This is a genomic window from Fulvivirga sp. (assembly GCF_040220315.1).
Taxonomy (GTDB): domain Bacteria; phylum Bacteroidota; class Bacteroidia; order Cytophagales; family Cyclobacteriaceae; genus Fulvivirga.
Window position 1 is genome coordinate 1 of the sequence record NZ_JAVJUY010000257.1, and the last position, 21,153, is coordinate 21,153.

The 21,153-nt window shown below is 36.7% G+C and carries 25 protein-coding genes; 14 read left to right on the forward strand and 11 right to left on the reverse strand.

Going from position 1 to position 21,153, the window contains the following annotated elements; translation table 11 throughout:
* Nucleotides 1–124 precede the first annotated feature (124 nt).
* Nucleotides 125–1,495: a tRNA uridine-5-carboxymethylaminomethyl(34) synthesis GTPase MnmE gene (mnmE, locus tag RLO81_RS12430; protein ID WP_350111970.1), complete on the forward strand. Its 1,371-nt coding sequence runs from the start codon at nt 125–127 to the stop codon at nt 1,493–1,495.
* A gap of 27 nt (nt 1,496–1,522) precedes the next feature.
* On the opposite strand, the gene RLO81_RS12435 is transcribed toward mnmE, so the two are convergent.
* Together RLO81_RS12435 and RLO81_RS12440 are read right to left on the reverse strand one after the other, a co-directional pair.
* Nucleotides 1,523–1,849: a hypothetical protein gene (locus RLO81_RS12435; RefSeq protein ID WP_350111972.1), complete on the reverse strand. Its 327-nt coding sequence runs from the start codon at nt 1,847–1,849 to the stop codon at nt 1,523–1,525.
* Between the two features lie 74 nt (nt 1,850–1,923).
* Nucleotides 1,924–2,517, reverse strand: coding sequence for a hypothetical protein (locus RLO81_RS12440; protein ID WP_350111974.1), 594 nt, complete (start codon nt 2,515–2,517; stop codon nt 1,924–1,926).
* Nucleotides 2,518–2,880: 363 nt separating this feature from the next.
* Here RLO81_RS12440 and RLO81_RS12445 point away from each other — a divergent pair, with 363 nt between their 5' ends.
* From RLO81_RS12445 to RLO81_RS12460, 4 genes are all read left to right on the forward strand, one after another.
* Nucleotides 2,881–3,366, forward strand: coding sequence for a hypothetical protein (locus RLO81_RS12445; protein ID WP_350111975.1), 486 nt, complete (start codon nt 2,881–2,883; stop codon nt 3,364–3,366).
* 187 nt (nt 3,367–3,553) lie between these two features.
* Nucleotides 3,554–4,582 carry a nucleoid-associated protein gene (locus RLO81_RS12450; protein ID WP_350111977.1) on the forward strand — a complete coding sequence of 343 codons (1,029 nt, stop codon included), beginning with the start codon at nt 3,554–3,556 and terminating at the stop codon, nt 4,580–4,582.
* 9 nt (nt 4,583–4,591) lie between these two features.
* The gene (locus tag RLO81_RS12455; protein WP_350111979.1) at nt 4,592–4,879 is read left to right on the forward strand and encodes a DUF3817 domain-containing protein; all 288 of its coding nucleotides are present in this window, start codon (nt 4,592–4,594) and stop codon (nt 4,877–4,879) included.
* 73 nt (nt 4,880–4,952) lie between these two features.
* Entirely contained in the window at nt 4,953–6,821 is a 1,869-nt protein-coding gene (locus RLO81_RS12460) for a DUF885 domain-containing protein (RefSeq protein ID WP_350111981.1), read from the forward strand.
* Between the two features lie 83 nt (nt 6,822–6,904).
* On the opposite strand, the gene rsgA is transcribed toward RLO81_RS12460, so the two are convergent.
* On the reverse strand, nt 6,905–7,978 hold the full coding sequence (gene rsgA / locus RLO81_RS12465; RefSeq protein ID WP_350111983.1) for a ribosome small subunit-dependent GTPase A: 1,074 nt from the start codon (nt 7,976–7,978) through the stop codon (nt 6,905–6,907).
* Nucleotides 7,979–8,226: 248 nt separating this feature from the next.
* On the opposite strand from rsgA, the gene RLO81_RS12470 reads away from it, so the two are divergent.
* The 4 genes from RLO81_RS12470 to RLO81_RS12485 all read left to right on the forward strand — a co-directional run bounded on the left by RLO81_RS12470 (nt 8,227) and on the right by RLO81_RS12485 (nt 9,827).
* Nucleotides 8,227–8,469 carry an SEC-C metal-binding domain-containing protein gene (locus tag RLO81_RS12470; RefSeq protein ID WP_350111985.1) on the forward strand — a complete coding sequence of 81 codons (243 nt, stop codon included), beginning with the start codon at nt 8,227–8,229 and terminating at the stop codon, nt 8,467–8,469.
* An 86-nt stretch (nt 8,470–8,555) separates the two neighbouring features.
* Nucleotides 8,556–8,924: a hypothetical protein gene (locus RLO81_RS12475; protein ID WP_350111987.1), complete on the forward strand. Its 369-nt coding sequence runs from the start codon at nt 8,556–8,558 to the stop codon at nt 8,922–8,924.
* Nucleotides 8,924–9,478, forward strand: a complete 555-nt coding sequence (locus tag RLO81_RS12480) for a hypothetical protein (RefSeq protein WP_350111989.1) — start codon at nt 8,924–8,926, stop codon at nt 9,476–9,478. The genes RLO81_RS12475 and RLO81_RS12480 overlap by 1 nt, the downstream gene beginning before the upstream one ends.
* A gap of 61 nt (nt 9,479–9,539) precedes the next feature.
* Nucleotides 9,540–9,827, forward strand: a complete 288-nt coding sequence (locus tag RLO81_RS12485; protein WP_350111991.1) for a hypothetical protein — start codon at nt 9,540–9,542, stop codon at nt 9,825–9,827.
* 23 nt (nt 9,828–9,850) lie between these two features.
* Here the strand turns inward: RLO81_RS12485 and RLO81_RS12490 are convergent, their stop codons facing one another.
* Nucleotides 9,851–10,657, reverse strand: a complete 807-nt coding sequence (locus RLO81_RS12490) for an SOS response-associated peptidase (protein WP_350111993.1) — start codon at nt 10,655–10,657, stop codon at nt 9,851–9,853.
* Nucleotides 10,658–10,669: 12 nt separating this feature from the next.
* A complete protein-coding gene (locus tag RLO81_RS12495) occupies nt 10,670–11,383 on the reverse strand; it encodes an SDR family oxidoreductase (protein ID WP_350111995.1) in 714 nt (237 codons plus the stop codon).
* Nucleotides 11,384–11,458: 75 nt separating this feature from the next.
* On the opposite strand from RLO81_RS12495, the gene RLO81_RS12500 reads away from it, so the two are divergent.
* The gene (locus RLO81_RS12500; RefSeq protein WP_350111997.1) at nt 11,459–12,409 is read left to right on the forward strand and encodes a hypothetical protein; all 951 of its coding nucleotides are present in this window, start codon (nt 11,459–11,461) and stop codon (nt 12,407–12,409) included.
* Between the two features lie 5 nt (nt 12,410–12,414).
* On the opposite strand, the gene RLO81_RS12505 is transcribed toward RLO81_RS12500, so the two are convergent.
* From RLO81_RS12505 to nhaD, 5 genes are all read right to left on the reverse strand, one after another.
* Entirely contained in the window at nt 12,415–13,080 is a 666-nt protein-coding gene (locus RLO81_RS12505; RefSeq protein ID WP_350111999.1) for a hypothetical protein, read from the reverse strand.
* Nucleotides 13,081–13,197: 117 nt separating this feature from the next.
* Nucleotides 13,198–13,890 (reverse strand): hypothetical protein, encoded by a 693-nt coding sequence (locus RLO81_RS12510; protein ID WP_350112001.1) that lies wholly within the window; start codon nt 13,888–13,890, stop codon nt 13,198–13,200.
* A complete protein-coding gene (locus RLO81_RS12515; protein WP_350112003.1) occupies nt 13,880–14,572 on the reverse strand; it encodes a hypothetical protein in 693 nt (230 codons plus the stop codon). Before RLO81_RS12515 ends, RLO81_RS12510 begins: the two co-directional genes overlap by 11 nt.
* An 8-nt stretch (nt 14,573–14,580) precedes the next feature.
* Nucleotides 14,581–15,903 (reverse strand): hypothetical protein, encoded by a 1,323-nt coding sequence (locus tag RLO81_RS12520; protein WP_350112004.1) that lies wholly within the window; start codon nt 15,901–15,903, stop codon nt 14,581–14,583.
* 107 nt (nt 15,904–16,010) lie between these two features.
* The gene (gene nhaD, locus RLO81_RS12525) at nt 16,011–17,288 is read right to left on the reverse strand and encodes a sodium:proton antiporter NhaD (RefSeq protein WP_350112006.1); all 1,278 of its coding nucleotides are present in this window, start codon (nt 17,286–17,288) and stop codon (nt 16,011–16,013) included.
* Between the two features lie 126 nt (nt 17,289–17,414).
* Here nhaD and RLO81_RS12530 point away from each other — a divergent pair, with 126 nt between their 5' ends.
* Nucleotides 17,415–18,275, forward strand: a complete 861-nt coding sequence (locus RLO81_RS12530; RefSeq protein ID WP_350112008.1) for a substrate-binding domain-containing protein — start codon at nt 17,415–17,417, stop codon at nt 18,273–18,275.
* Between the two features lie 9 nt (nt 18,276–18,284).
* Here RLO81_RS12530 and RLO81_RS12535 read toward each other — a convergent pair whose 3' ends face one another.
* A complete protein-coding gene (locus RLO81_RS12535) occupies nt 18,285–18,818 on the reverse strand; it encodes a 1-acyl-sn-glycerol-3-phosphate acyltransferase (protein WP_350112010.1) in 534 nt (177 codons plus the stop codon).
* A 154-nt stretch (nt 18,819–18,972) separates the two neighbouring features.
* Between RLO81_RS12535 and RLO81_RS12540 the strand changes: the two genes are divergently transcribed.
* From RLO81_RS12540 to cysM, 3 genes are all read left to right on the forward strand, one after another.
* On the forward strand, nt 18,973–19,407 hold the full coding sequence (locus RLO81_RS12540; RefSeq protein ID WP_350112012.1) for a TerB family tellurite resistance protein: 435 nt from the start codon (nt 18,973–18,975) through the stop codon (nt 19,405–19,407).
* A 67-nt stretch (nt 19,408–19,474) separates the two neighbouring features.
* Entirely contained in the window at nt 19,475–20,284 is an 810-nt protein-coding gene (gene epsC / locus RLO81_RS12545; RefSeq protein WP_350112014.1) for a serine O-acetyltransferase EpsC, read from the forward strand.
* A 2-nt stretch (nt 20,285–20,286) separates the two neighbouring features.
* The coding region (cysM, locus tag RLO81_RS12550; protein WP_350112016.1) for a cysteine synthase CysM at nt 20,287–21,153 on the forward strand (867 nt) is incomplete at its 3' end.

The window sequence follows — 21,153 nt, forward strand, 5'->3', positions numbered from 1 at the left end:
TTCATTCGGGTAGGCTCTGCAACTCCATTTGGCTAATTGATTCATATTAACCCAAATATAAGGTCGATCTGATTATAGTTGTTAACTCGAAGGTATTATTCCTACTTTTGCCAAAATTTTGACTATGAATCCAGCTACTCAAGATACAATAGTTGCCCTTTCCACGCCTCCGGGTGTAGGTGCCATTGGCGTTATCAGGCTTTCAGGCACTGACGCTATCACTATTACTAACAAGGTTTTTAAGGGTAAGGATTTATCTAAGCAAGAGTCGCACACTATTCATTTCGGAACGATAAGAGATGGTGAGAAAATAATAGACGAAGTGCTGGTTTCTCTTTTCAAAGCTCCGAAATCATTTACCAAAGAGAATGTTGTTGAAATTAGCTGCCATGGCTCCCCTTTTATTTTAAAGCAGGTAATTAAAGTATTGTTGAGCAATGGCGCACGATTGGCCAAACCAGGTGAGTTTACCCAAAGAGCATTTATAAATGGCCAATTTGATTTGGCTCAGGCCGAAGCGGTGGCAGATTTAATCAATGCAGATTCAGAAGCTTCGCATGAAGCAGCTTTAAAACAGATGCGCGGTGGTTTTTCTGACCAAATAAAGGCATTACGTGAAGAATTAATCCATTTTGCATCGATGGTAGAGCTGGAGCTCGATTTTGCAGAAGAAGATGTGGAGTTTGCCGACCGTGACGACCTGAAGAAGCTCATTAACAACCTGCATGAGGTCATAAACAAACTCATTTCCAGCTTTGACTTGGGCAATGTGATAAAGAATGGCGTACCTACGGTTATTGCAGGCAAGCCTAATGCTGGTAAGTCTACCCTACTCAATGCCTTGCTGAATGAAGAAAAGGCCATTGTTTCTGACATTGCTGGAACCACACGGGATTTTATTGAAGATGAAATTAACCTTGGCGGGATCAACTTCCGCTTTATAGATACTGCTGGGCTCCGAGAAACCACCGACACCATTGAGGCAATGGGTGTGCAACGCACACAGGAGCAAATGAAAAAAGCTTCCTTAATTATCTATTTGGTAGACATGGCCAATGACAGTGTAGTGGAAATGAACAAAGAAATTAATAAACTGGAGAATCTGGGCATTCCATTCGTGGTGGTGGGTAATAAGTCTGACAAAGCCCAGGCTGATATTAAAACGGCCATAAGCAAGATCAAAGGCTCGGTATTGATTTCTGCAAATAGCCATGAAAACCTTGAAGCGCTAAAAGACAGACTTCTTGAGGTAGTTAATCTCGATAATTTTAAATCGGGTGATGTGGTAGTCACTAACATCCGCCATTACGACAACTTGTTAAAAACCCGAGATGCCTTACAAGATGTATTGAATGGCTTAGGAATGAATGTTACCGGAGACTTCCTGGCTATGGACATTCGTCAGTCGTTACATTATTTGGGGGAAATTACGGGTGAGATTACTACGGATGATTTGTTGGCGAATATTTTTAGTAAGTTTTGTATCGGAAAGTAGGATTCGATTGATAAAGGGAATCAACGATTAGACCTTCAACTTTATGCTTATTAAAAGTGAGCCTGAACTTTTCTCAAGAATATTTGAGTCATGGGCTTTGATTTTTTCATTTCTCAATAAATGACTTTTCACAACATTTAAATATTTTGAAGGTACAACTCCAATTTGAGCTCTAATTCGCTTGTCTGGCGCATAAATTCTAACATCATTCCGATTTTCTACAGTCCGAAGATTGACATAGTCATTGACTAATACAGCTTCATAAACGTCTTCTGGTACATCATCGACTCTAAAGGTTACACCTACATTGTAATAATCGATCGGTTTCGATTTTAAAAAATCAAACAAACCCATATAGTAAAATTAAAATATTTCGAGAGTTTTTTGAGAACTTTAGAGAAAGAGACGAGTAGAACGATCTTCTTAGTTTAAACAATCAAATGAATAAGAATAGAAATAATTACTGCTATGGAAAGTATGATTGGTAAGAAAAGATCTGTGAATAACTTCTCTGACCACACATATAACATCAATTCTCTAAGGTCAAACATGGTCAAATATTCTTCCTTTCTAAATTGTTTGAGTTGAGATGTATTTTGAGCAGTTTCACCTGTATTGTAATTAATAATAAATCCTCTCCTGAATAATATTTTATGTTGGTTAAGGTTTATACCGGCTTGAATATTTTTTGCGGTAGGATTGTTCTCACTAAACAACTTAATCATTAATTTTTCATAATGATTATTACCTTTTTTACTTGATAAAAGTCTGAGGTATTTATTTTGAAATTCATAAAATATTGGCTTAACTACCTGCAAAAATTTCCAATTCAAGTATATAAAAAGCAACGAAAGCAAGGCCGTAAGAACATCTGGATTTTTAAGTTTAATACTTGTAAACAAAAGACTGACTTTATTACCAACTTCTACTTCACCATAAATAATTATAAGCCATATGATACTTACAATTACTAGGTTTTTTCTTATTGACATAAAGTCATTATCATCAAATCCTAAAGACATCTATGCAAGATATAATAATCCATCATTTTTACTTCTTAAAACACTAATTTAACGAATGACTATAATGGTAAAACATCCTTCAAATTCCGGCAGTCATTCGTAGATATAGAGTGTCATGCCGACAGAGGAGGCATCTTACTCAGTAGGCTTGATAATTTGGATTCGGTTCTTCATCTATAATAAGTAAGATCCTTCCTGCGTCAGGATGACCCACTAATTAGGTTATCATGCCGAAAAAGGCATCCTAACATGTTCGGTTGATACGATAAATACAAATTCACATTGTGAATAAGGAAGATCTCCAACAATCTTGAGATGACATTAAATTAATTATACGAAATTCGTGCACATACTAATTCAGCAATGGAAGAAGAATACGAAGATATAGACCCGGAAAACCTTCCCATTTACAAGAAAGGCAAGGAAATCCTTGAAGTTGTAACCCAAATCTGCGATTTGATCCCAGATGATAATGAAATGTTGCAGCATACTAAAGCTCAATTGTTTTCAGATGCAGCCATGCTAACTGTGAAAGTGGCTGGGGCTGAAGGTGCTGGTTTGTATGACTTAAAAATGGAAAATGCCACCATCATAAGAAAGGCTGCACGTGACTTAGTGGTACAAAATCATTCGCTTCAGGCTTTTGGGTTTAAGGAATTCAAATACTTTGAAATCGTTCGTGATCTTATTGAAGAATACAGACTGCTTTTCATTGATTGGGTGGCCGGCTTTGATCAATGGGATTACATTATTGACCGTTGGGGGTTGTTCAATCCTCCAGGTGTTGGTCCGTTCGACAAAGACCCGGATGATGATATTCCATTTAATCCGAATGATTTTTTGGAGTGATAAATAACATTCTTTTGTAATGCCGACAGAGGGAGTCCGATAGCTATCGGACATACTAAGTAGGTTCGACAATTTGATTTCGGTTCTTCATCCTTTATAAGGAAGATCCTTCCTATGTCAAGTATGACCACTTAATAGAGAAATCCCTAATTAACTATACCTTTGCGCCCTTTGAAAATAGTAGCACATGATCATCTCAGACAGTAAAATCACCAACATCATTACGCACTATGTTGGCAATAAATTAAAAGATGAAGGTTATACTTTGTCAGAATCAGCGAGTACTATCTCCGAAGAGTCTGAGGAGTATTATTTAAAGTACTTTCTGAGTCAGTTAAAGTCAGAAGAGAAATACCGCTTCACCCACCCTACTGATCTGGAATTGAATGGCGTTTATCAGGCTGCCAAAACTGTATTTGAAGATCGGGATTCATTTATTGACATATCGTACAATCTCGCTAAACTGCTCTACTCCCACTCTGAGCATCCTAAAATTAATGAAGGTGTACTGAACGTAGTTCTATTAGATGGAATTGCCTTTAACGGTCAGCGATGCGCGGCTCTTGGCATCTTTAAATCAGAAACCAATGTTCCATTTCTAAAAGTGGAGCAGGCTAATACCAAATACGAACTCACCCATGAGTTAGGCTATGAACTTAACGGGCTGGATAAAGGTGCCCTCATTGTGCAGCTACAAAATGGTGAAATGGAAGTGGTGGTGTACGATAAAAACGGTCTTCGCTCAGATTCCAAGTTCTGGATAGATGACTTTCTAGGGTTAGAAATCATCTCCAATGAATTCTATCAGACCACCGAGCTCATGAAAGTTACTAAAGATTTCATTCAAAAGGCCGTTCCTGAAGAATTTGAGATCTCCCGCCCGGATCAAATCGATTTGCTCAACCGTTCTATGGATTATTTAAAGCACGCAGAAACCTACAATCAAAATGAGTATGTAGATTCTGTATTGCATGATGAAGGATTGAAAGAATCGTTCAGAAGCTTTACCAGCAACCATATGCAGGAGATGAATGTGCCTGAGAGTTTCGCTATATCTGAAGTGGCCGTTAAGAAAATGTCCAGAACCTTTAAGAGTGTTCTTAAACTGGATAAGAACTTCCATGTGTATATTCATGGAGATCGAAACAAGATTGAGAAAGGTGTGGACGAGAATGGACAGAAGTATTATAAAATTTATTTTGAGCAGGAGAGATAGACAAACGCTATGCAACTATTAAAATCAATAAACCAGCAATTCAAATTCATAGCCCATGCAGAGGGAATTTCGCTGCTACTTATTCTATTCATTACCATGCCACTAAAATATATCATGGAATGGGGCATGCCAAACAAAGTTGTGGGCATGGCGCATGGAATCTTATTCCTCATTTATGTGGTTTTTATTCTTGTATTGGCCATTGATGAAAAGTGGCAAAAGCGTAAACTCTTTATTGGATTGCTTGCTTCTATCCTACCCTTTGGCACATTTTACTTTGTGAAGCGGTGGCTTTGAGACCTTTCTGATGCGTTAGTTGAAAACAGCTATATTTATAGTTGTTATTAATTAGAATCAATCATTAGGCATCATGAAAAAACGTTCCTGGAAATTTTGGATTGGCAGAACTGCCCTTGTTTTACTCACCTTAGGTATCATCTGGGTAGTCAATCTCATCTGGTTCAAGCCTTTTAACATCAGACATTATTACGACCGTATCTTTGTAGAGTTTGTCATAGACGACCCGGAAATGACAACGCAGTTGGGCATTCCTATCCTTTCCGAAATGCACAAAGATGAGCTTACAGATGTTTCCGATGCTAAAAATCGAGAAGATTTCGAGCAATTAAAGGCTAATTATGAGACACTCTTAAGCTATGATTTTGAAAGTCAATCAGAAGATAATAAGCTGAATACAAAAATTTTAAGCTGGTTTTTAGGTAAACAAGTAGAAGGGGAATCTTTCTTCTACTATGATTATCCGGTCAATCAGATGTTTGGGGTGCAAAGCAACTTACCAAGTATGATGGAAAGTTCGCACAAACTGGAAGATGAAAGTGATGTAGAAGCTTACATTGCCAGACTTTCCAAGTTTGACACCAAATTCGATCAGGTCATTGAAAATCTTAGAATCAGAGAAGAAAAAGGAATCATCCCGCCAAAATTCATCGTTGCCAAGGTTCTTAACGAAATGCGTGGTTTCACAGGAGCCAAAGTCGATTCCGCTATCAACCTGGAAGTTACAGATACAGATCCGGTTAAAAGAAACATCTTATACACCAATCTTGAAAGTAAAATTGATAAAATCGAAGGCCTTTCAGACGAACAAAAAGAGCAATATAAAGCACAGGCAAGTGAAGAAATCAGGACTACAGTTTTTGGTGCTTATGGCAACCTTATCTCCTATTTTGAAGCCTTGGATGCCAAAGCAAATACTAACGCTGGCGTGTGGAAATTCCCTAATGGTGATGCTTATTATCAATATCAATTAGAGCAAAATACAACCACCAAATATACGCCTGAACAGGTACACCAAATTGGTTTGTCGGAGGTTGCACGAATTAAGAAAGAAATGTTGGATATTTTGGAAAACGAAGGTTATGCAGACTCAACCAAAACTATTGGAGAGATTATTCAAGCACTTAATAAGGAAGATCGCTTCTTGTATCCAAATAATGATGAGGGAAGAAAACAAGTAATTGCCCGTTATAATGAAATATTGTATGACATCAGCAATAATCTGGATGATGCGTTTGATGTAAGACCCAAAGCGCCTCTGGAAGTTAAGCGTGTACCGGAGTTTAAGGAAGAAGGTAGTCCTGGTGCGTACTATGAGCGCCCGCCTATGGATGGATCAAAAGGTGGCATTTTCTATGCTAACCTTCGTGATGTTAGTGAAACTGTGAAGTTCGGTATGAAGACCCTGGCTTATCATGAGGGAGTGCCTGGCCATCACTTTCAGATTGCAATTCAGAGTGAATTAGAAGATGTGCCTATTTTCAGGACATTTGGTCTGTTTACGGCTTTTATCGAAGGTTGGGCACTTTATTCTGAGCAACTGGCCTGGGAGCTAGGCTTTTACGAAAACGATCCTTTTGGAAATTTAGGTCGATTACAAGGCGAAATGATGAGGGCCGTGAGACTTGTGGTAGATACAGGTCTCCACTACAAAAAATGGACTCGTGAAGAGGCAATCGATTACATGGTAGCAAATACAGGAATGACAACGACCGAAGTGACCACAGAAATCGAACGCTACATAGTAATGCCGGGTCAGGCTTGTGCCTACAAAATCGGTATGATGAAGATTCTGGAACTTCGCGAAAAAGCTAAAAAAGAAATGGGTGACAAGTTTGATCTGAAGCAATTTCATAATGTGGTGTTGAAGAATGGAGCAGTGCCTTTGGATATTCTGGAAGAGTTGATTGATGAGTATATTGCTAGTGGGGTTGGGGCTTAGGGCATGGGGCTAAGCTGAATGATATATCTCCAAGTCATTCTGAATTATTTTAAATGACTTGGAGATTTACAATCCTATTGTAACTACTTCCCTTTCAACCGCTTCTTAATCTTCTGGACATCGCGTACCATTTTGCCAAATTGTCGCTGCTCCTGTTTGCGTTCATAAGCCTTCGTCTGAAAACGTTGCTGCTCTTTCATTAGTTTGATGTAGTTATCGTAGATAACAGCATCAAGTTCACCTGAAGCATAAGCTGCCAATACAGCACAGCCTTCCTCATTGGTATGTGAACAGTCGCTGAATTTGCAATTTTGAGCATAAGTTTCGATTACAGGAAATTGTTGGCCAAGGTCGGTATTCTCATTAACGCCTAGGCCGAATTCACGCATTCCCGGTGTATCAATGAGCATGGCACCATTTGCAAGCATCAACATATCTCTTGTAGTGGTGGTATGCTTACCTTTATTGGTTGACGTACTTATTGAATCTATTGCACGCGCAGCTTCTTTTAGCAAAGCATTAACCAAAGAACTCTTCCCCACTCCTGAAGAGCCAACCAATACTGAAGTGCTTCCGGGTTTAAACAGATTCATTTCAAGCTCTAAAATGCCCTCTCCTGTTTGCGAACTACAGAAAAACACTTCCGCACCTCGCTGCAGTCGTTTGATCTCATCCAAATAGTATTGCTTATCGGAAATGAGATCACATTTTGTGAGCACTACTGCAGGAGTAATACCGCATCCAATAATTTGGACGAGGTATCTCTCCAGTCGGTTCAAGTTAAAATCCTGATCGAGACCTTGCACTACAACAGCGTAATCAAGATTAGTTGCTAAAACCTGCGTGGCATGTTCTTTTCCGGCAGTTTTTCGAAATAGCAGATTCTTTCTAGGCAGTACTTCCGTTATAAATACGCTAGATTCATCCACTTTCATAAATTGAACCCAATCGCCTACTTTAGGTTGATCCTCTTTTTCATAGGCTACAACCAACCGACCTAGAAGCTCAGCCCTTTGTTCTCCTTCACTAGTAATTATGTGGTAATGATGGCCTTTAACAGAAGTAACCCTTCCTATTTGATTGTGATCGTATGAATTTTTTGATGAAGAAATCTTTGGGCTGAAGCTACTCCAGCCATATAAATGTAAGTTGTTCATTTCTGTAAGAATAAAATTAATAATAGATGGAGGAATCCATCAGAAAAAATTAACAGTAAAAACCCTGTGAGGGCTTACAGCACAATTATTCCGGCCGATATATTAGAAATGAATACCATACAGCCTGAATATACGATTATTTCACGATATGGTTCTAACCATTTGGTCAATGAAGCTGTGCATTAGCTATTGTTTTATATTGAATAAAATTAATTAGATTCGATATGCTGGATGATAGCTAATTGCACATGAAAAACATAGGAAGAAACGAAAACTGCCACTGCGGGAGTGGCAAAAAATACAAACACTGTCACTTTAAGGAAGACACACAAAAAGGCAATAGTAACAAGTCTATACTTATAGGTGGTGTCATTATCGGCTTCATTATTCTAGCAGGATTAATGGTTTATGTAAAATCAACACAAAATGGAGGTCGTGGCCCGGCACCTGATGGAAAAGTGTGGTCAGAAGAACATGGACATTATCATTAGAAACATTTTTTTAATCCAAGTTATTTGAAGCTTTTAAAACAATACTAAATTCCGTAGCATTGAGCCCTTAAATTCGACAGAAAACCATGAAATCAAAACTTGGATATATACTGCTTGTTTTCGCAGCAGCCTTAATTGTTCTTTCAATTTTTCAACAAAGTAAAATCAATAGGCTCAAATCGGTTGAAGGAAAATATAAAGTATTGGCAGCAAAATTTAATGATTTGCATTCCAGTTATGAAAGTAATCTAGCGGAATATAAAGCTATTAAATCAAAGTTGGATTTAAACAAACATCACCTGGATTCTCTAGCCAAAATACTAATGTTTAAAAATGCAGAAACAACCACTGAACTGACAGCAGTTAGCATGGAAATAAATAGTGTTATTAATAATATAGATACACTTTCAACAAGATTATCCAAACCTATAAACATCGATAGTTTATTTAACTGATGCATAAAATACTACTGGTCCTTTTTTATACCCTCTCCCTCATTTTAACAAACAACTGTTTGGCTCAATCTGTATTTGACAGTCAAAAAGCATTAAAAGCATCTCTCGGGGACACCATTTCTATCAACAAAAATGCAGTGATAATTGATTCAGCTGAGTTTGAAAAGATCAGGCTTAATTTATTGCATTACACGGAGTTAAAGAATGTATATGAACGAAATTTAGATTCTAATAAGAAACTTGCAAGTCAGCTAAAATCAACTCAGGAAAAGCTGAAAAAGCTTCTGGAAAGTAATGTCATAGAATCACAAGATTTGATTGTACTAAACAAAATTGTTGAAAACCTAAATGCTCTTTCAAATGATATGGGTACTGTAAATGACAATCTTGCTTCAAATAATCAGGATTTTAGTGCAACCATCAACAACCTTGAGTCAACCAATAAAGAGTTAAGAAAAGAGCTCAAAAAACTTCGATTCAGAAACATACGAAACTATATTATTTCCGGACTAATTGGTGCGGTCATTGGCGGAGCTATTGTAGCTATTTATTAAAAATTCAGCTTTGCTGTAATTTTTGAAGCAGTTGCTATACTTACCAGTTAAAACAACAATCATGAAATTAATTGAGAAACTTAGATGCTCTTTTAAAACAAGCTACATGGAGTATTATAAACAATTGAGTGCTGATCAGCTTATTCAGAGAAGAAAATTTTTAAAAAACCAATACCTCGCTCCTGCCATTGCCTGGATATTGTCCTTTGGAATAATCCTTTTTTCAGGATTTGAACTCGAGATCATGATCCTCTTTACCGGATCTGTATTTGGTACTTTAGCAATGTTGTATGAAGATTACAGAAAAAGGTTAAAGTATATTGATGAGATTTTGAAGGGAAATAATTGATTAGCACTAAATTCTAGTAACACTTAATCAAATAAAGGAACTTCTATGTCTTCGTATTCAACTTTTTCATGCGCTTCAGGCACATCTCCCAGCCCATTTTTACCGCGCAATTGGCCTACAGGATAAATTGTCAGTTCTTCTTCCGGGTATGGTCTAATGAGCGATTCAATAAACTTTTTATCGGAATCGTTCTGAATCTCATGAAGCCAGTCAAATTTCATCTCATTCGGTATGATGTTGAGCATTCTTGGGTTGTTTTCATCCCTGTTATGTACTTTCGCCAATTCACTATTCGCTTCTGTTGTAACGATAGTCACTGTTTTAACAACTTCTCCTGTTTCTTTGTCAACCCATTCTTCCCATAAACCGCTCATATACATAGGCAACTTATTTTTAAACTCAATGTAATATGGTATTTTTCGTTTGCCTTTTGCGTCAGCCCAATAGTGTTCATAATATCCTGTTAGCACTACCAAGCATCTCCGCTTTTTTGCAGCGGCCCTGAATGACGGCTTCTCAAAAATTGTTTCTCCTCTGGCATTTAGCGTTTGGTTTGAAAGTTTTTGAGCAGTTTTTGAATCTTTTACCCAAAATGGAATGAGTCCCCATTGAAAGAATTGTAGTTCATCGGGCTTATCGGCAGTGATAACGCCAAGTTTTTGATGACTAAAGCCTGAAGAATAAAAATGTTCTAATGACTCATTATACCTTTTGAGCTTTTCTAATTCCTTCAGCTTCTTACTTAAGAAGTCAATTTCTGACTTATCAGCACCCAAGCGTTCAGCTTCTTTAAGCTGTCTTTTGTAATTTGTGGCAACATCATAACACATAATAGTAAGTATTTATGCCGAAGGTGGAACACTAGGCCTCACCTCAATTTTACTCGGCAATGTTCTTGGGTTGAGTTTTACTAAATTTACCACCATTTCACCTATATCTTCAATTTGAATTTTCCAATCATCACTGGCAGAAGGTGTATGCCCATTAAAGTAGGTGGCTACTGAACCCGGCATGATGGTACTTACTCGTATTCCGTACTTTCTTAAGTCGAGCATAACTGCCTGCGTAAAGCCAGTAAGGCCAAATTTACTTGCATTATATGCTGCTCCACCAGCAAAAAAATTAGTGCCGGCCAAACTACTGATGGTTATAAAAAAGCCTTTAGACTCTTTTAATGATACTAAAGAAGATTTAATTGTATTGAAGACTCCGGTTAAATTCGTGTCAATGGTCTCATTCCATTGATCCAGGCTAAGTTCTTCAATGGATCCAAAATGACCCAGTCCTGCATTCGCAACCACCACATCAATTCTACCCCATGTACTAAGTACTCGATTGACTGCCGCATTTTGAGACTCTAAAATTCTAACATCCGCTTCAATAGGTAAAACAGCCTCATTTCCAGTGCGTTCCTTCAATTCCTTTGCTGCTTTTTCTGAAGAGGTTAAAGACCTGGAAGTGATGGCCACCTTGCCTCCTTCTTTTAGAATAGCTTCAGCGATACCAAAGCCAATGCCTTTACTTCCTCCTGTTATATAGGCTATTTTATCTTTCATAGAGATTTGTTCGTTTAGTCTAATTTTACAAATTGTAATTTATCTTTACAATCCTAAAGCAACCAGATTAATGATGTGAGTATAGAATCGCACTTTTCTTCAGAAACGAAAATACGCCAATTAACATTGATCATCACCTGGTTGATTTTTGTGGTTGGCGTGGTAGTACTAATCTTAGATGCACTCCAAAGTTTAAATTCATTTCCTAATATCATATCTGCCAGCCCTATACTTTTAATCATCGTAAGTTTGGTTTCCCTGCTTTGCTATAGATATCGTTTATACAAAGCATCCAAATTCCTTGTATCTTTTTTTCCGGTTTCAATCATACTGCTATTTCAATTTTTTTTCGGTAAAATAATTAATGAGTACTTTTTTTGGTTCCCTTATGCAGTGGTAGCCGGTTCACTAGCTCCTTCAGTTTTGTTTTCTTTCAAAGAGAATAAATGGATGTATATAGCTGGTGTTCTATACCATTTTGCCATTCTTTTATTTATAGATGATATAATGATATTGTTTGCATCTGAAAATGCAGATATTGTTCCTATTGTTATTGAAAATAAGTTTTTTTATAAGCTATTACCAATTATTATTTTTTTATTCATTAATGGGGCCATAATATTTTTGAAAAAGCAAAACAGTCAATTTGAGCTTCGTTTGATAGAAACAAACAAACAACTGTTGGAATCTAAATATGAGCTTGAGTTAACATTAGAAAGTGTCGAAAATCAGCGTAAGCTTATTGAGATTAGAAATAATGAGATAAAAAGACTGAACATGGCTTTAGAAAGTAAAATAGAAGATGTTTACAGCGAATTACAAGAAAAGAAGAGTGTTATTTCTGATTATGTTTTTCAAAATTCACATGAAATAAGAGGCCCTGTTGCTACCATGCTTGGCCTAATTCACTTATTAGAACTGAAATCGTTAGACGCAACAGAGAAATCAAAAATTATAAATAACATTAAACAAACATGTGAAAGCCTTGATTTGCAGATTAGAACAATTAACCGCAGGTTAGAATAACAAGATTATTTCAGGTTAGTAATCTTAATATCGATGAGACCCTCATGGAACGTGCTAATTTTTGCGCCATGCAGACTTACCCAATTTTCCCAAGTAAATTCCATACCGCCAATAGGTACAAGGCTCGTCCAAAATTTCCATGCTTTTGGTTTATGCTCTTTATCTAATATCCACAAATAGCTGTCACCAGGAGTTACACCACCAGAAGTATATTGTACGAGCAAAGCATCGGATCCATCATAATTAACAATACTTCTTATAGTGCCGGGGTCTTTCACTTTAAAAGGGGCAATAAGCCAGAATGAATCATTGTAAAAATATTTCAGACCCGTGTTAAACAGATCATCATCATTTACTTTTTTTCCTGCTTCAAAAACTTCTCCTTTTTCTGTGTCTGTATTAATCACCACCAGATAATCATCCCATTTTACTGCAACAGACTTATTTTCTTTATCCCACACATAATCGTGCCCCCTCGGGTACGACCAGCTCACAACTTTGATGGAATCCCAAGCTGGCTTATTTAATGCCTCTAGCATTTTGTCTGCTAATTCTTCAGCTCTTGGTCCTTGGGTACCTTTTGGCAATTCTTCACTTAGCAAAAATATGCTAAGGGCTATTGTGAAGGCAATAATTAGAAGAAGTCCGATGGTAATTTTTAATATTCTCATTAAAAGTTATTACTATAGCCAACTTACATATTAAAAATAATTGTTTCTCATATAGTTGAAGAAACTGAAAAAAGAAAGCCAATATATTCATATTGGCTTTCAAAATATAGAAATTTATTAATTAATACACCTAAAACTAAGCTCAAATTCCCCTATGTAGGTTGATGTATAGTCAATATAATTATAGCCATTCATTGCACCTTGTATTTCAATTAATCCGGAGCTGTTGATTTTACCAGTGCCATTAATATTGGCCTGGAGACCGTTCAATTCTTTTAAGAACACAAATCCATAAATATCAGTTGAACGTGAATAAATATTATCACTGGACTCAACGATAAAATAATTTATATTATTCCTACTATATACTTGAACAACTTCTTGATCAGATAAGCCCGATATCTCAACACCAATGAATAACTGAATATCATAGTATTCATAAGGAACATTGAAGCCATATATTTGACTAAGCTCCCTATAAGTCAAACAAAGCACATAATCGTATGCATAGTTTAATCCATTAAGAAGCATATTACCTTCAGACTTATTTAACTCTAACAGGCTCCCCGTATCAATATAATCTGTGCCTTCTAATTCTATGAAGTTCTGTCCTGTGAATTCATTATTAAATTCAGAGGTGCCGGGTAATATAAATACCCTATCATCTTGCGAGAGCACTCTAAAATCAAATCCTACAAAGGAATTGATTGTTTGATTCGACTGTTTAGAGCCAATCATACTTCCCTCATCATCTGAATTACAGGAGAAAATAAAAACAACAATAAGTAAGTTTATAAGGTTAAAACGCATACCCTAATCGTATTTGTGCATTAACGTTTGGTCCAAAATCTAACGAACTGCCTCTTTTCTCAGGTTCAGGCTCCTCAAAACCATCCAAATCACTTTTAACTTTTGTGTTCAATAGTTTGGTCCAACTGGCGCCCAAACCAAACTCTGTACCCAAATATAATTTTTTAGTTATATACACATCCAATCCAGCAATGGCATTAAATCCTAACCTAATAAATCCATCTTGGTTAATAAATTTAGTGTAGTTAACATCTGTACCATTTTGTGCTTCAGATTTAAATGAAGTGGTACGATATGTTAAATCACCCTCCCATCCAAAATAAGGAGATAAACGCTCAGTACCCTTTAAATGCTTTTCCATACCTGGTTTTACCCCGATGGTTAAAGAAAAATCTTTATCTCTTAATTCTTCTAAATCAAGATCAGAATCTTCTTGTTGAGTGATATTAGTATCACTTTGTATTCCTAAAAACAAGTTTAGCCTAAAAACTTTACCATTTTCCTTAAACCATCTGGCTCTAATGCCATTTATATCGATTGGGTTGTCACCGAATGGCACAAATTGTAGTTCCAATGTCTTTTCTCCTGAAACGGCCTTGAAACTTTCATTTGGTTGTATGTCATCTTGAGAAAAGATTTCAAATGGCGCCAATAAAATGGCAAATAGTAATATTTTTTTCATAATGTTTGTTAGTTTTTATAATAGATTAATCTTCCTGAATCATCAATAGCAATAGGGTTACCTTTGAATATATTGACTTGTGTTATATAATAATTGTATTCAAATTGAGGGTATTGCTTCATTTCAAATGAACTATTCCATTTATAAATCTCATCTATATTGCCAATCGCATACAGATCTCCATTAGAAAAGTTTAGTTTATTAGCATAAATAGATGAATAAGAAACTGTGGTATTTGTAGATAAATTAATCTCAGTAACTCCATAATGATATTTCTTAAGGAGAAAGAGTTTATTGTCAACGACCTCAATATAAAAACCTCCCAAATTTTCATAGGTTCCCCATGCGCCATTTGGAAAACTGTATACGGTTTTAGCACTTGTGTCTATATTGTACTTAACAACTTCATTATTTGAAGTAATGATATATATATAATCGCCATGCCCGCTTATTCCCTGTGCTTCACTGTAATAATATGAATCAGATTCTATATCGAAGGCCAGACTCCATGTCTGGCCGTCAGAGCTCGAATAGACTTGAGTCTCGTATTCTGAGACGACATAATATTTACCATCGCCCCCAACTACCATGTCAAACTCAGTGTAAGAATTACTAAACGGAGAGGTTATTGACTTCCAACCCGAATAATTTGCATTAATGAGACCATAGTCGTAATTATCTCTATAAAAAAGCTCTCCATTATTTAGCATTTTAAAATCATTGTAATCAATATAACTACGAAAACTGTAATATGACCATGAATCTGAAAACGGATTAGTAGAGCTGTAAATCCCACCTTCGCCTGTAATTATAATAATAGATGCATCATTTGTGAGAATATCGGCAATATAATAATAGTCTTCTCCTAGAATAGGTTGACAAGACTGATACCAGCCCGTTGAGACCGTCTTCGTTGCAGTAGCATTTATCTCAAATATTTGGGCTTCAATACAGCCATCTTGAGAAACGCCACATAAAGATGGGTCTGTAATTGTTAGCACCTGATTAGATAAATTGCAACCTAATTTCCAAGAGAAAGTTATGGTGTCAGCATAATTGTAGCTATAGTTAATAGAACCTGTCTCATCTAGTAATTCAAATTCCAAATATTTACTTACAATTTTGCCCCTAAGGTCACGAACTACAATTTTAATATCATTAGAAAGGTATTGCCCATAACTTGCGGTCTGATTATTTCCTTGAGTAACAGTATATATGTAATCACCTTTAACTTTTGATAATTTCTCACCTGCAGGTTCCGGATCGCTTTCCTCGTTACAACTAACGCAGATAACAACTAGTATAAATAGTAAGTATAATAATCTCGACATTTAATAATTTTTGCCGCGAAACTACATTAATTAATTAACTTATATTGAGAAATAATTATCTAAAAACTTTTAATTATTACTATTACGTTGATAATCAGTCGCTTAATTTACAACCAACTATTAACAATCAAGTAATAGGCTGCTCCAGCCAAATATCCAGAAAGTGCCAACAATGAAATTCTTTTCAAATACCACCCGAAACTTACTTTGGCCATACCCATAACTGCTACTCCAGCTGCAGATCCTATAATAAGTATGCTACCACCAGTACCGGCACAATAGGCTGTAAATTCCCACAATTGACTGTCCATCGGGAATTCTGCTAACGAATACATACCCATTGTTGCTGCCACTAATGGCACATTATCCACAATAGAAGAAAGAATTCCCATGCAGAATACGATCAAATCCAAATTCCCAATCGTACTACTCATCCAAATGGCCAGTCCGTATAATATATTAGCATGCTCTAACGCCCCTACTGCCAGCAATATTCCTAAAAAGAAAAGTACACTTGGTGCATCAATTTTACTCAAGGCATGAACAGCAGAAAAGGGTTTCTTCTCCTGCTCATCTTTATTGAAATGGATCAGTTCTGATAATATCCACACAATTGATAACCCTAGCAGCATTCCCATATAAGGCGGCAAATGTGTAATTGATTTAAATATTGGAACGAATATTAGTGCAGCAAGCCCACCCACCAGCATTTGTCTACTTCCGCGAACCCTCTCCTTCTTTCTGGGATGTTCCTCTTCATTTTCCACCCTGTGTAAATCTCCTTTTATTGTAAACGAAAGAATGATTAATGGAACCAATAAGCTGATTACACTTGGTATAAATAGTGACCTCATTATATTCTCAGCACTTATTTGTCCGCCAATCCAAAGCATGGTAGTGGTAATATCACCAATGGGCGACCAGGCTCCACCAGAGTTTGCTGCTATAATTAATACACCAGCGAATAGTTTAATATCCTCCTTATCGTCCATCAATTTTCTCAAAAGGGAAATCATCACAATAGAAGCAGTGAGATTATCTAACAAAGCAGATAAAAAGAATGCGATGCCGCCTATGAGCCAAAGAAGCTTGCGTTTATTGGTTGTTTTTATCCGGTTAGTAATTACATCAAAGCCATGGTGTATATCTATCAATTCAATAATAGTCATAGCACCCATCAGAAAGAATAAAATCTCCGAAATATGACCTAGCTGAAGGGTAAGCTCATCCGCGAAATCATCTACATGGCCGCTATTAACAACATAAACCACCCAAGACACCACTCCTGTATAGAGTGCCACAGCCGTTTTATTTATTTTAATTACTTCTTCGAGTGATATGAGAATGTAACCGAAAATGAAGACTGATACCAGATATGTAACCATAGAAGCTCTGAATATACAAAAAGAAAATGTTAGAGTTGAATTTTTAGAAGGTAGGTTAAAGCAAATATCCTAAAACATCTTTGCAAGAGCAGTTAATATAAATACGTTTAATACATTTGCTAACTTATGGAATTAACTACTCTTCGCATTGGGGGTGTTCCCGAACACTTTAACTTGCCCATCCATTTGGCCATAGAGTCTGGCGCATTTTCAGAAAAAAATATCGAAATTATTTGGAAAGACTTCCCTGGAGGAACTGGATCCATGACACAGGCACTCAGAAATGACGAAACTGATATTTGCATATTGCTAACAGAAGGCATCATTACTGATATAATTAACGGCAATGCTTCAAAAATAATTAGTGGTTATGTAAAATCGCCATTAACCTGGGGTATCCATACATATGTAACCAATGACGAACAGTTATCTGAAACATTATTTAAGGAACAAATAGCGATTAGTAGAAAAGGTTCTGGTTCGCATTTAATGCCTATTGTAGATGCGCTTATTCAGGGTAAATCAATTCAAGATGACCAGTTTGTGATTATAAAAGACATTAATGGAGCCCTCGACTCGCTGAAAAAACAGGAAACTTCTGTTTTTTACTGGGAAAAATATACAACAAAACCATTCGTAAAAAATGGACATTTGAAAAGAATAGGTGAGTTCATATCCCCATGGCCCTGTTTTATGATTGCGGCAACTGATAGAATAATACAAGATCAGCCAGAAGCAATCGATACCATGTTAAGGGTTATCCACGATTCATGTGAAAAGTTTATGACCAACCCAGATGCTCCGAAATTGGTAAGTGAAAGATACAATCTCGACTATAGAGATGCTGAATATTGGTATCATGGTACTGAATGGACTACAGATAGTTGGGTAAGTGATAAAATGTTGACCAATGTTGTTTTTGCACTGAGAGAGGCTAAAATCATTCCTGATAACGCCAATACGTTAGACTTGGTTTGGAAAAGGTAAAATTATAAATTAAATATACCTCTTATCCACACTAAAATTCTCAGGGAACTTAGGCGACTTATCTTTATAAAAATCCATAATGATTTTCATATCTGCATTTATATCGCCAGAAGGCATGAAGCATTGCCCCACTCCGGTTAAGCGTTTTTTATAATCCATAAAAGCCATGCAGATTGGTACTTGGGCTTCCAATGCAGTGTAGTAGAATCCTGTCTTCCACTCCTCAGTTTTTGAGCGCGTGCCTTCAGGCGTAACTAAAACTGTTAATGGCTCTTTTGATTGGTTAATCAGCTCCACCATAACCTCAATCATACTTCGTCTTTTTTGGCCAGGTATTTTTGGTGAACGATCAATCCATAGTGCGCCCAGACTATGAATCCAAGCACCAATCAATGGTTTATTAAATTCCTTTTTAATTGTAAACCGAGGCTTTAAACCCAATTTCTTAAGAGCCACCATCGCATAAACGAAATCCCAATTGCTAGTATGAGGCGCAGCAAGCATCACACAGCTATGCGCCTCAGATGGGCAAGGCGTATGCAACTTCCATCCTTTTAATTTAAAAATAAGATTAAATATCGAGAGAATCATTTACACAGCTAATCTATAACATTTTCAAGTACTTAACAGCCACACTTCTTCTATAATTGATTTTATTATTTTATATTTCGTTTGTCAATCACACCACCTTACCGCTATGAAGTTTACCGAAATACTTAATCTTTTTAAACAAGGAAAAAGCCATGCCCACAGCCATATCAAGAACCTGATTGAAATAGCTGCAGCTGATGGTAATTTTGATGATGTAGAATACAGCTTGCTTAAAAAAATCGCTAAGAAGCACGGTATTTCCGAATCTAAATTAAAAGATATAAAAAACAATCCTGAAACTGTAGAGTTCGAAATTCCTGAAAAAGCAGAAGAGAAATTTGAACAATTTTATGACTTGGTGCATATGATGATAGTTGATAAACATATACACCAAGAAGAAATGAAACTGTGCAACCTTTTTGGTGTAAAATTCGGATTCGATAAGAATAAAATGGACGAATTAATTAAAACTATCCAGGCCAATATTGAAAATGGTAATTCTGCAGACGATACCTACAATAGAATCGCCTGGATGCTATAATTAACTTTTAATTTATTTAATCATTTCATGCTTGCTAACGTTAAGTTTGTGTAAACAACAATCGTTAGTGGAAAAAAAATTTATTAATAAACTGTTTAATGACTATCAGAAGTCATCTGATTGCCCACAGCCGGCCGCAGTTGTTCACCTATTTGAATCTGTATTACACATCCTCTACCCTGAGCTATCTCGCTTGGCGTTTGATACTATTGACCAATTCAAAAGTTATATTCACGAGGTTGAGTCGGATCTACACAAAATTTTACTAAAAGACTCATGCGAACAAACCAACATCAATGATGTGGCTACTAAATTTATGGATAGTCTTTCTGAAATTCGGAAAAAATTAGATGAGGATATTGATGCGCTGTTTAACGGAGATCCGGCTGCTAAATCTAAAACCGAAGTAATAAGAACCTATCCAGGCTTTTTTGCCATTGCAGCACATCGTATTGCACATCAATTTTCATTGTATAACCTCGCGCTAATTCCTCGAATTATTTCAGAATATGCCCATAGTAAAACAGGAATTGACATTCACCCGTCAGCTAACATTGGCAACTCATTTTGCATTGATCATGGAACAGGTGTTGTAATAGGTGAAACAACCGTCATAGGCAATAATGTAAAGATTTATCAGGGAGTAACATTAGGTGCACTGAGTGTTAAAAAAGAAGATGCTAAAACCAAAAGACATCCAACCATCGAAGATAATGTGGTCATTTATTCAGGAGCTACTATTTTGGGAGGTAAAACCGTCATTGGTCACGACTCAATCATTGGTGGTAATGTATGGATCACTGAAAGTGTGCCTCCAAAATCACGACTTACGTATGTTGAAAATCAAAAAATTAATCAACGTCTAGAAAATCTATAGTTATGAATGTTGAGCAACTCATTGGCAATACTCCTTTGGTGGAGATCACAAACATCAATAAAAAAGACAAGGTTAAGATTTACTGTAAGCTGGAAGGCCAAAACCCTGGTGGTAGTGTAAAAGACCGAGCTGCCTATGGCATGATTGCCGGAGCATTAGACCGTGGTGAAATTAAACCAGGTGACAAACTCGTAGAAGCTACCAGCGGGAATACTGGAATAGCACTTGCCATGATTGCAAATTTAAAAGGTGTGCATATGACGTTGATCATGCCAGACAATTCAACCAAAGAGCGTGTTCAAAGCATGACGGCCTATGGAGCAAAAGTAATTCTTACCCCAGCAGAAAAAACGATTGAATATTCCAGAACCCTTGCAGAAGAAATGACTGCATCAGGCGAATATCATATGCTTAACCAGTTCGCTAATGATGACAACTACAAAATGCATTATCGCACCACTGGTCCTGAAATTTGGAAGGATACGCAGGGAAAAATAACACACTTTGTGTCTGCTATGGGTACAACAGGCACCATTATGGGTGTTTCGCGATTTCTTAAAGAACAAAATAAAGACGTTCAAATTGTAGGCACACAGCCAACAGAAGGCTCAAGCATTCCGGGGATTAGAAGGTGGTCTCCAGAATTTCTTCCTAAAATTTATGAACCCGAGCGCGTTGATAGCATTGTTGAAGTAAGCACCGAACAAGCAACTACCATGACCAGAAGAATGGCCTCTGAAGAAGCTATTCTTGCAGGCATGAGTAGCGGTGGTGCCTTATTTGCTGCTTTAGAAGTAGCTAAAGATCTAGATCAAGGCGTAATAGTTTGCATCACCTGCGATAGAGGTGACAGATACCTCAGTTCAGAC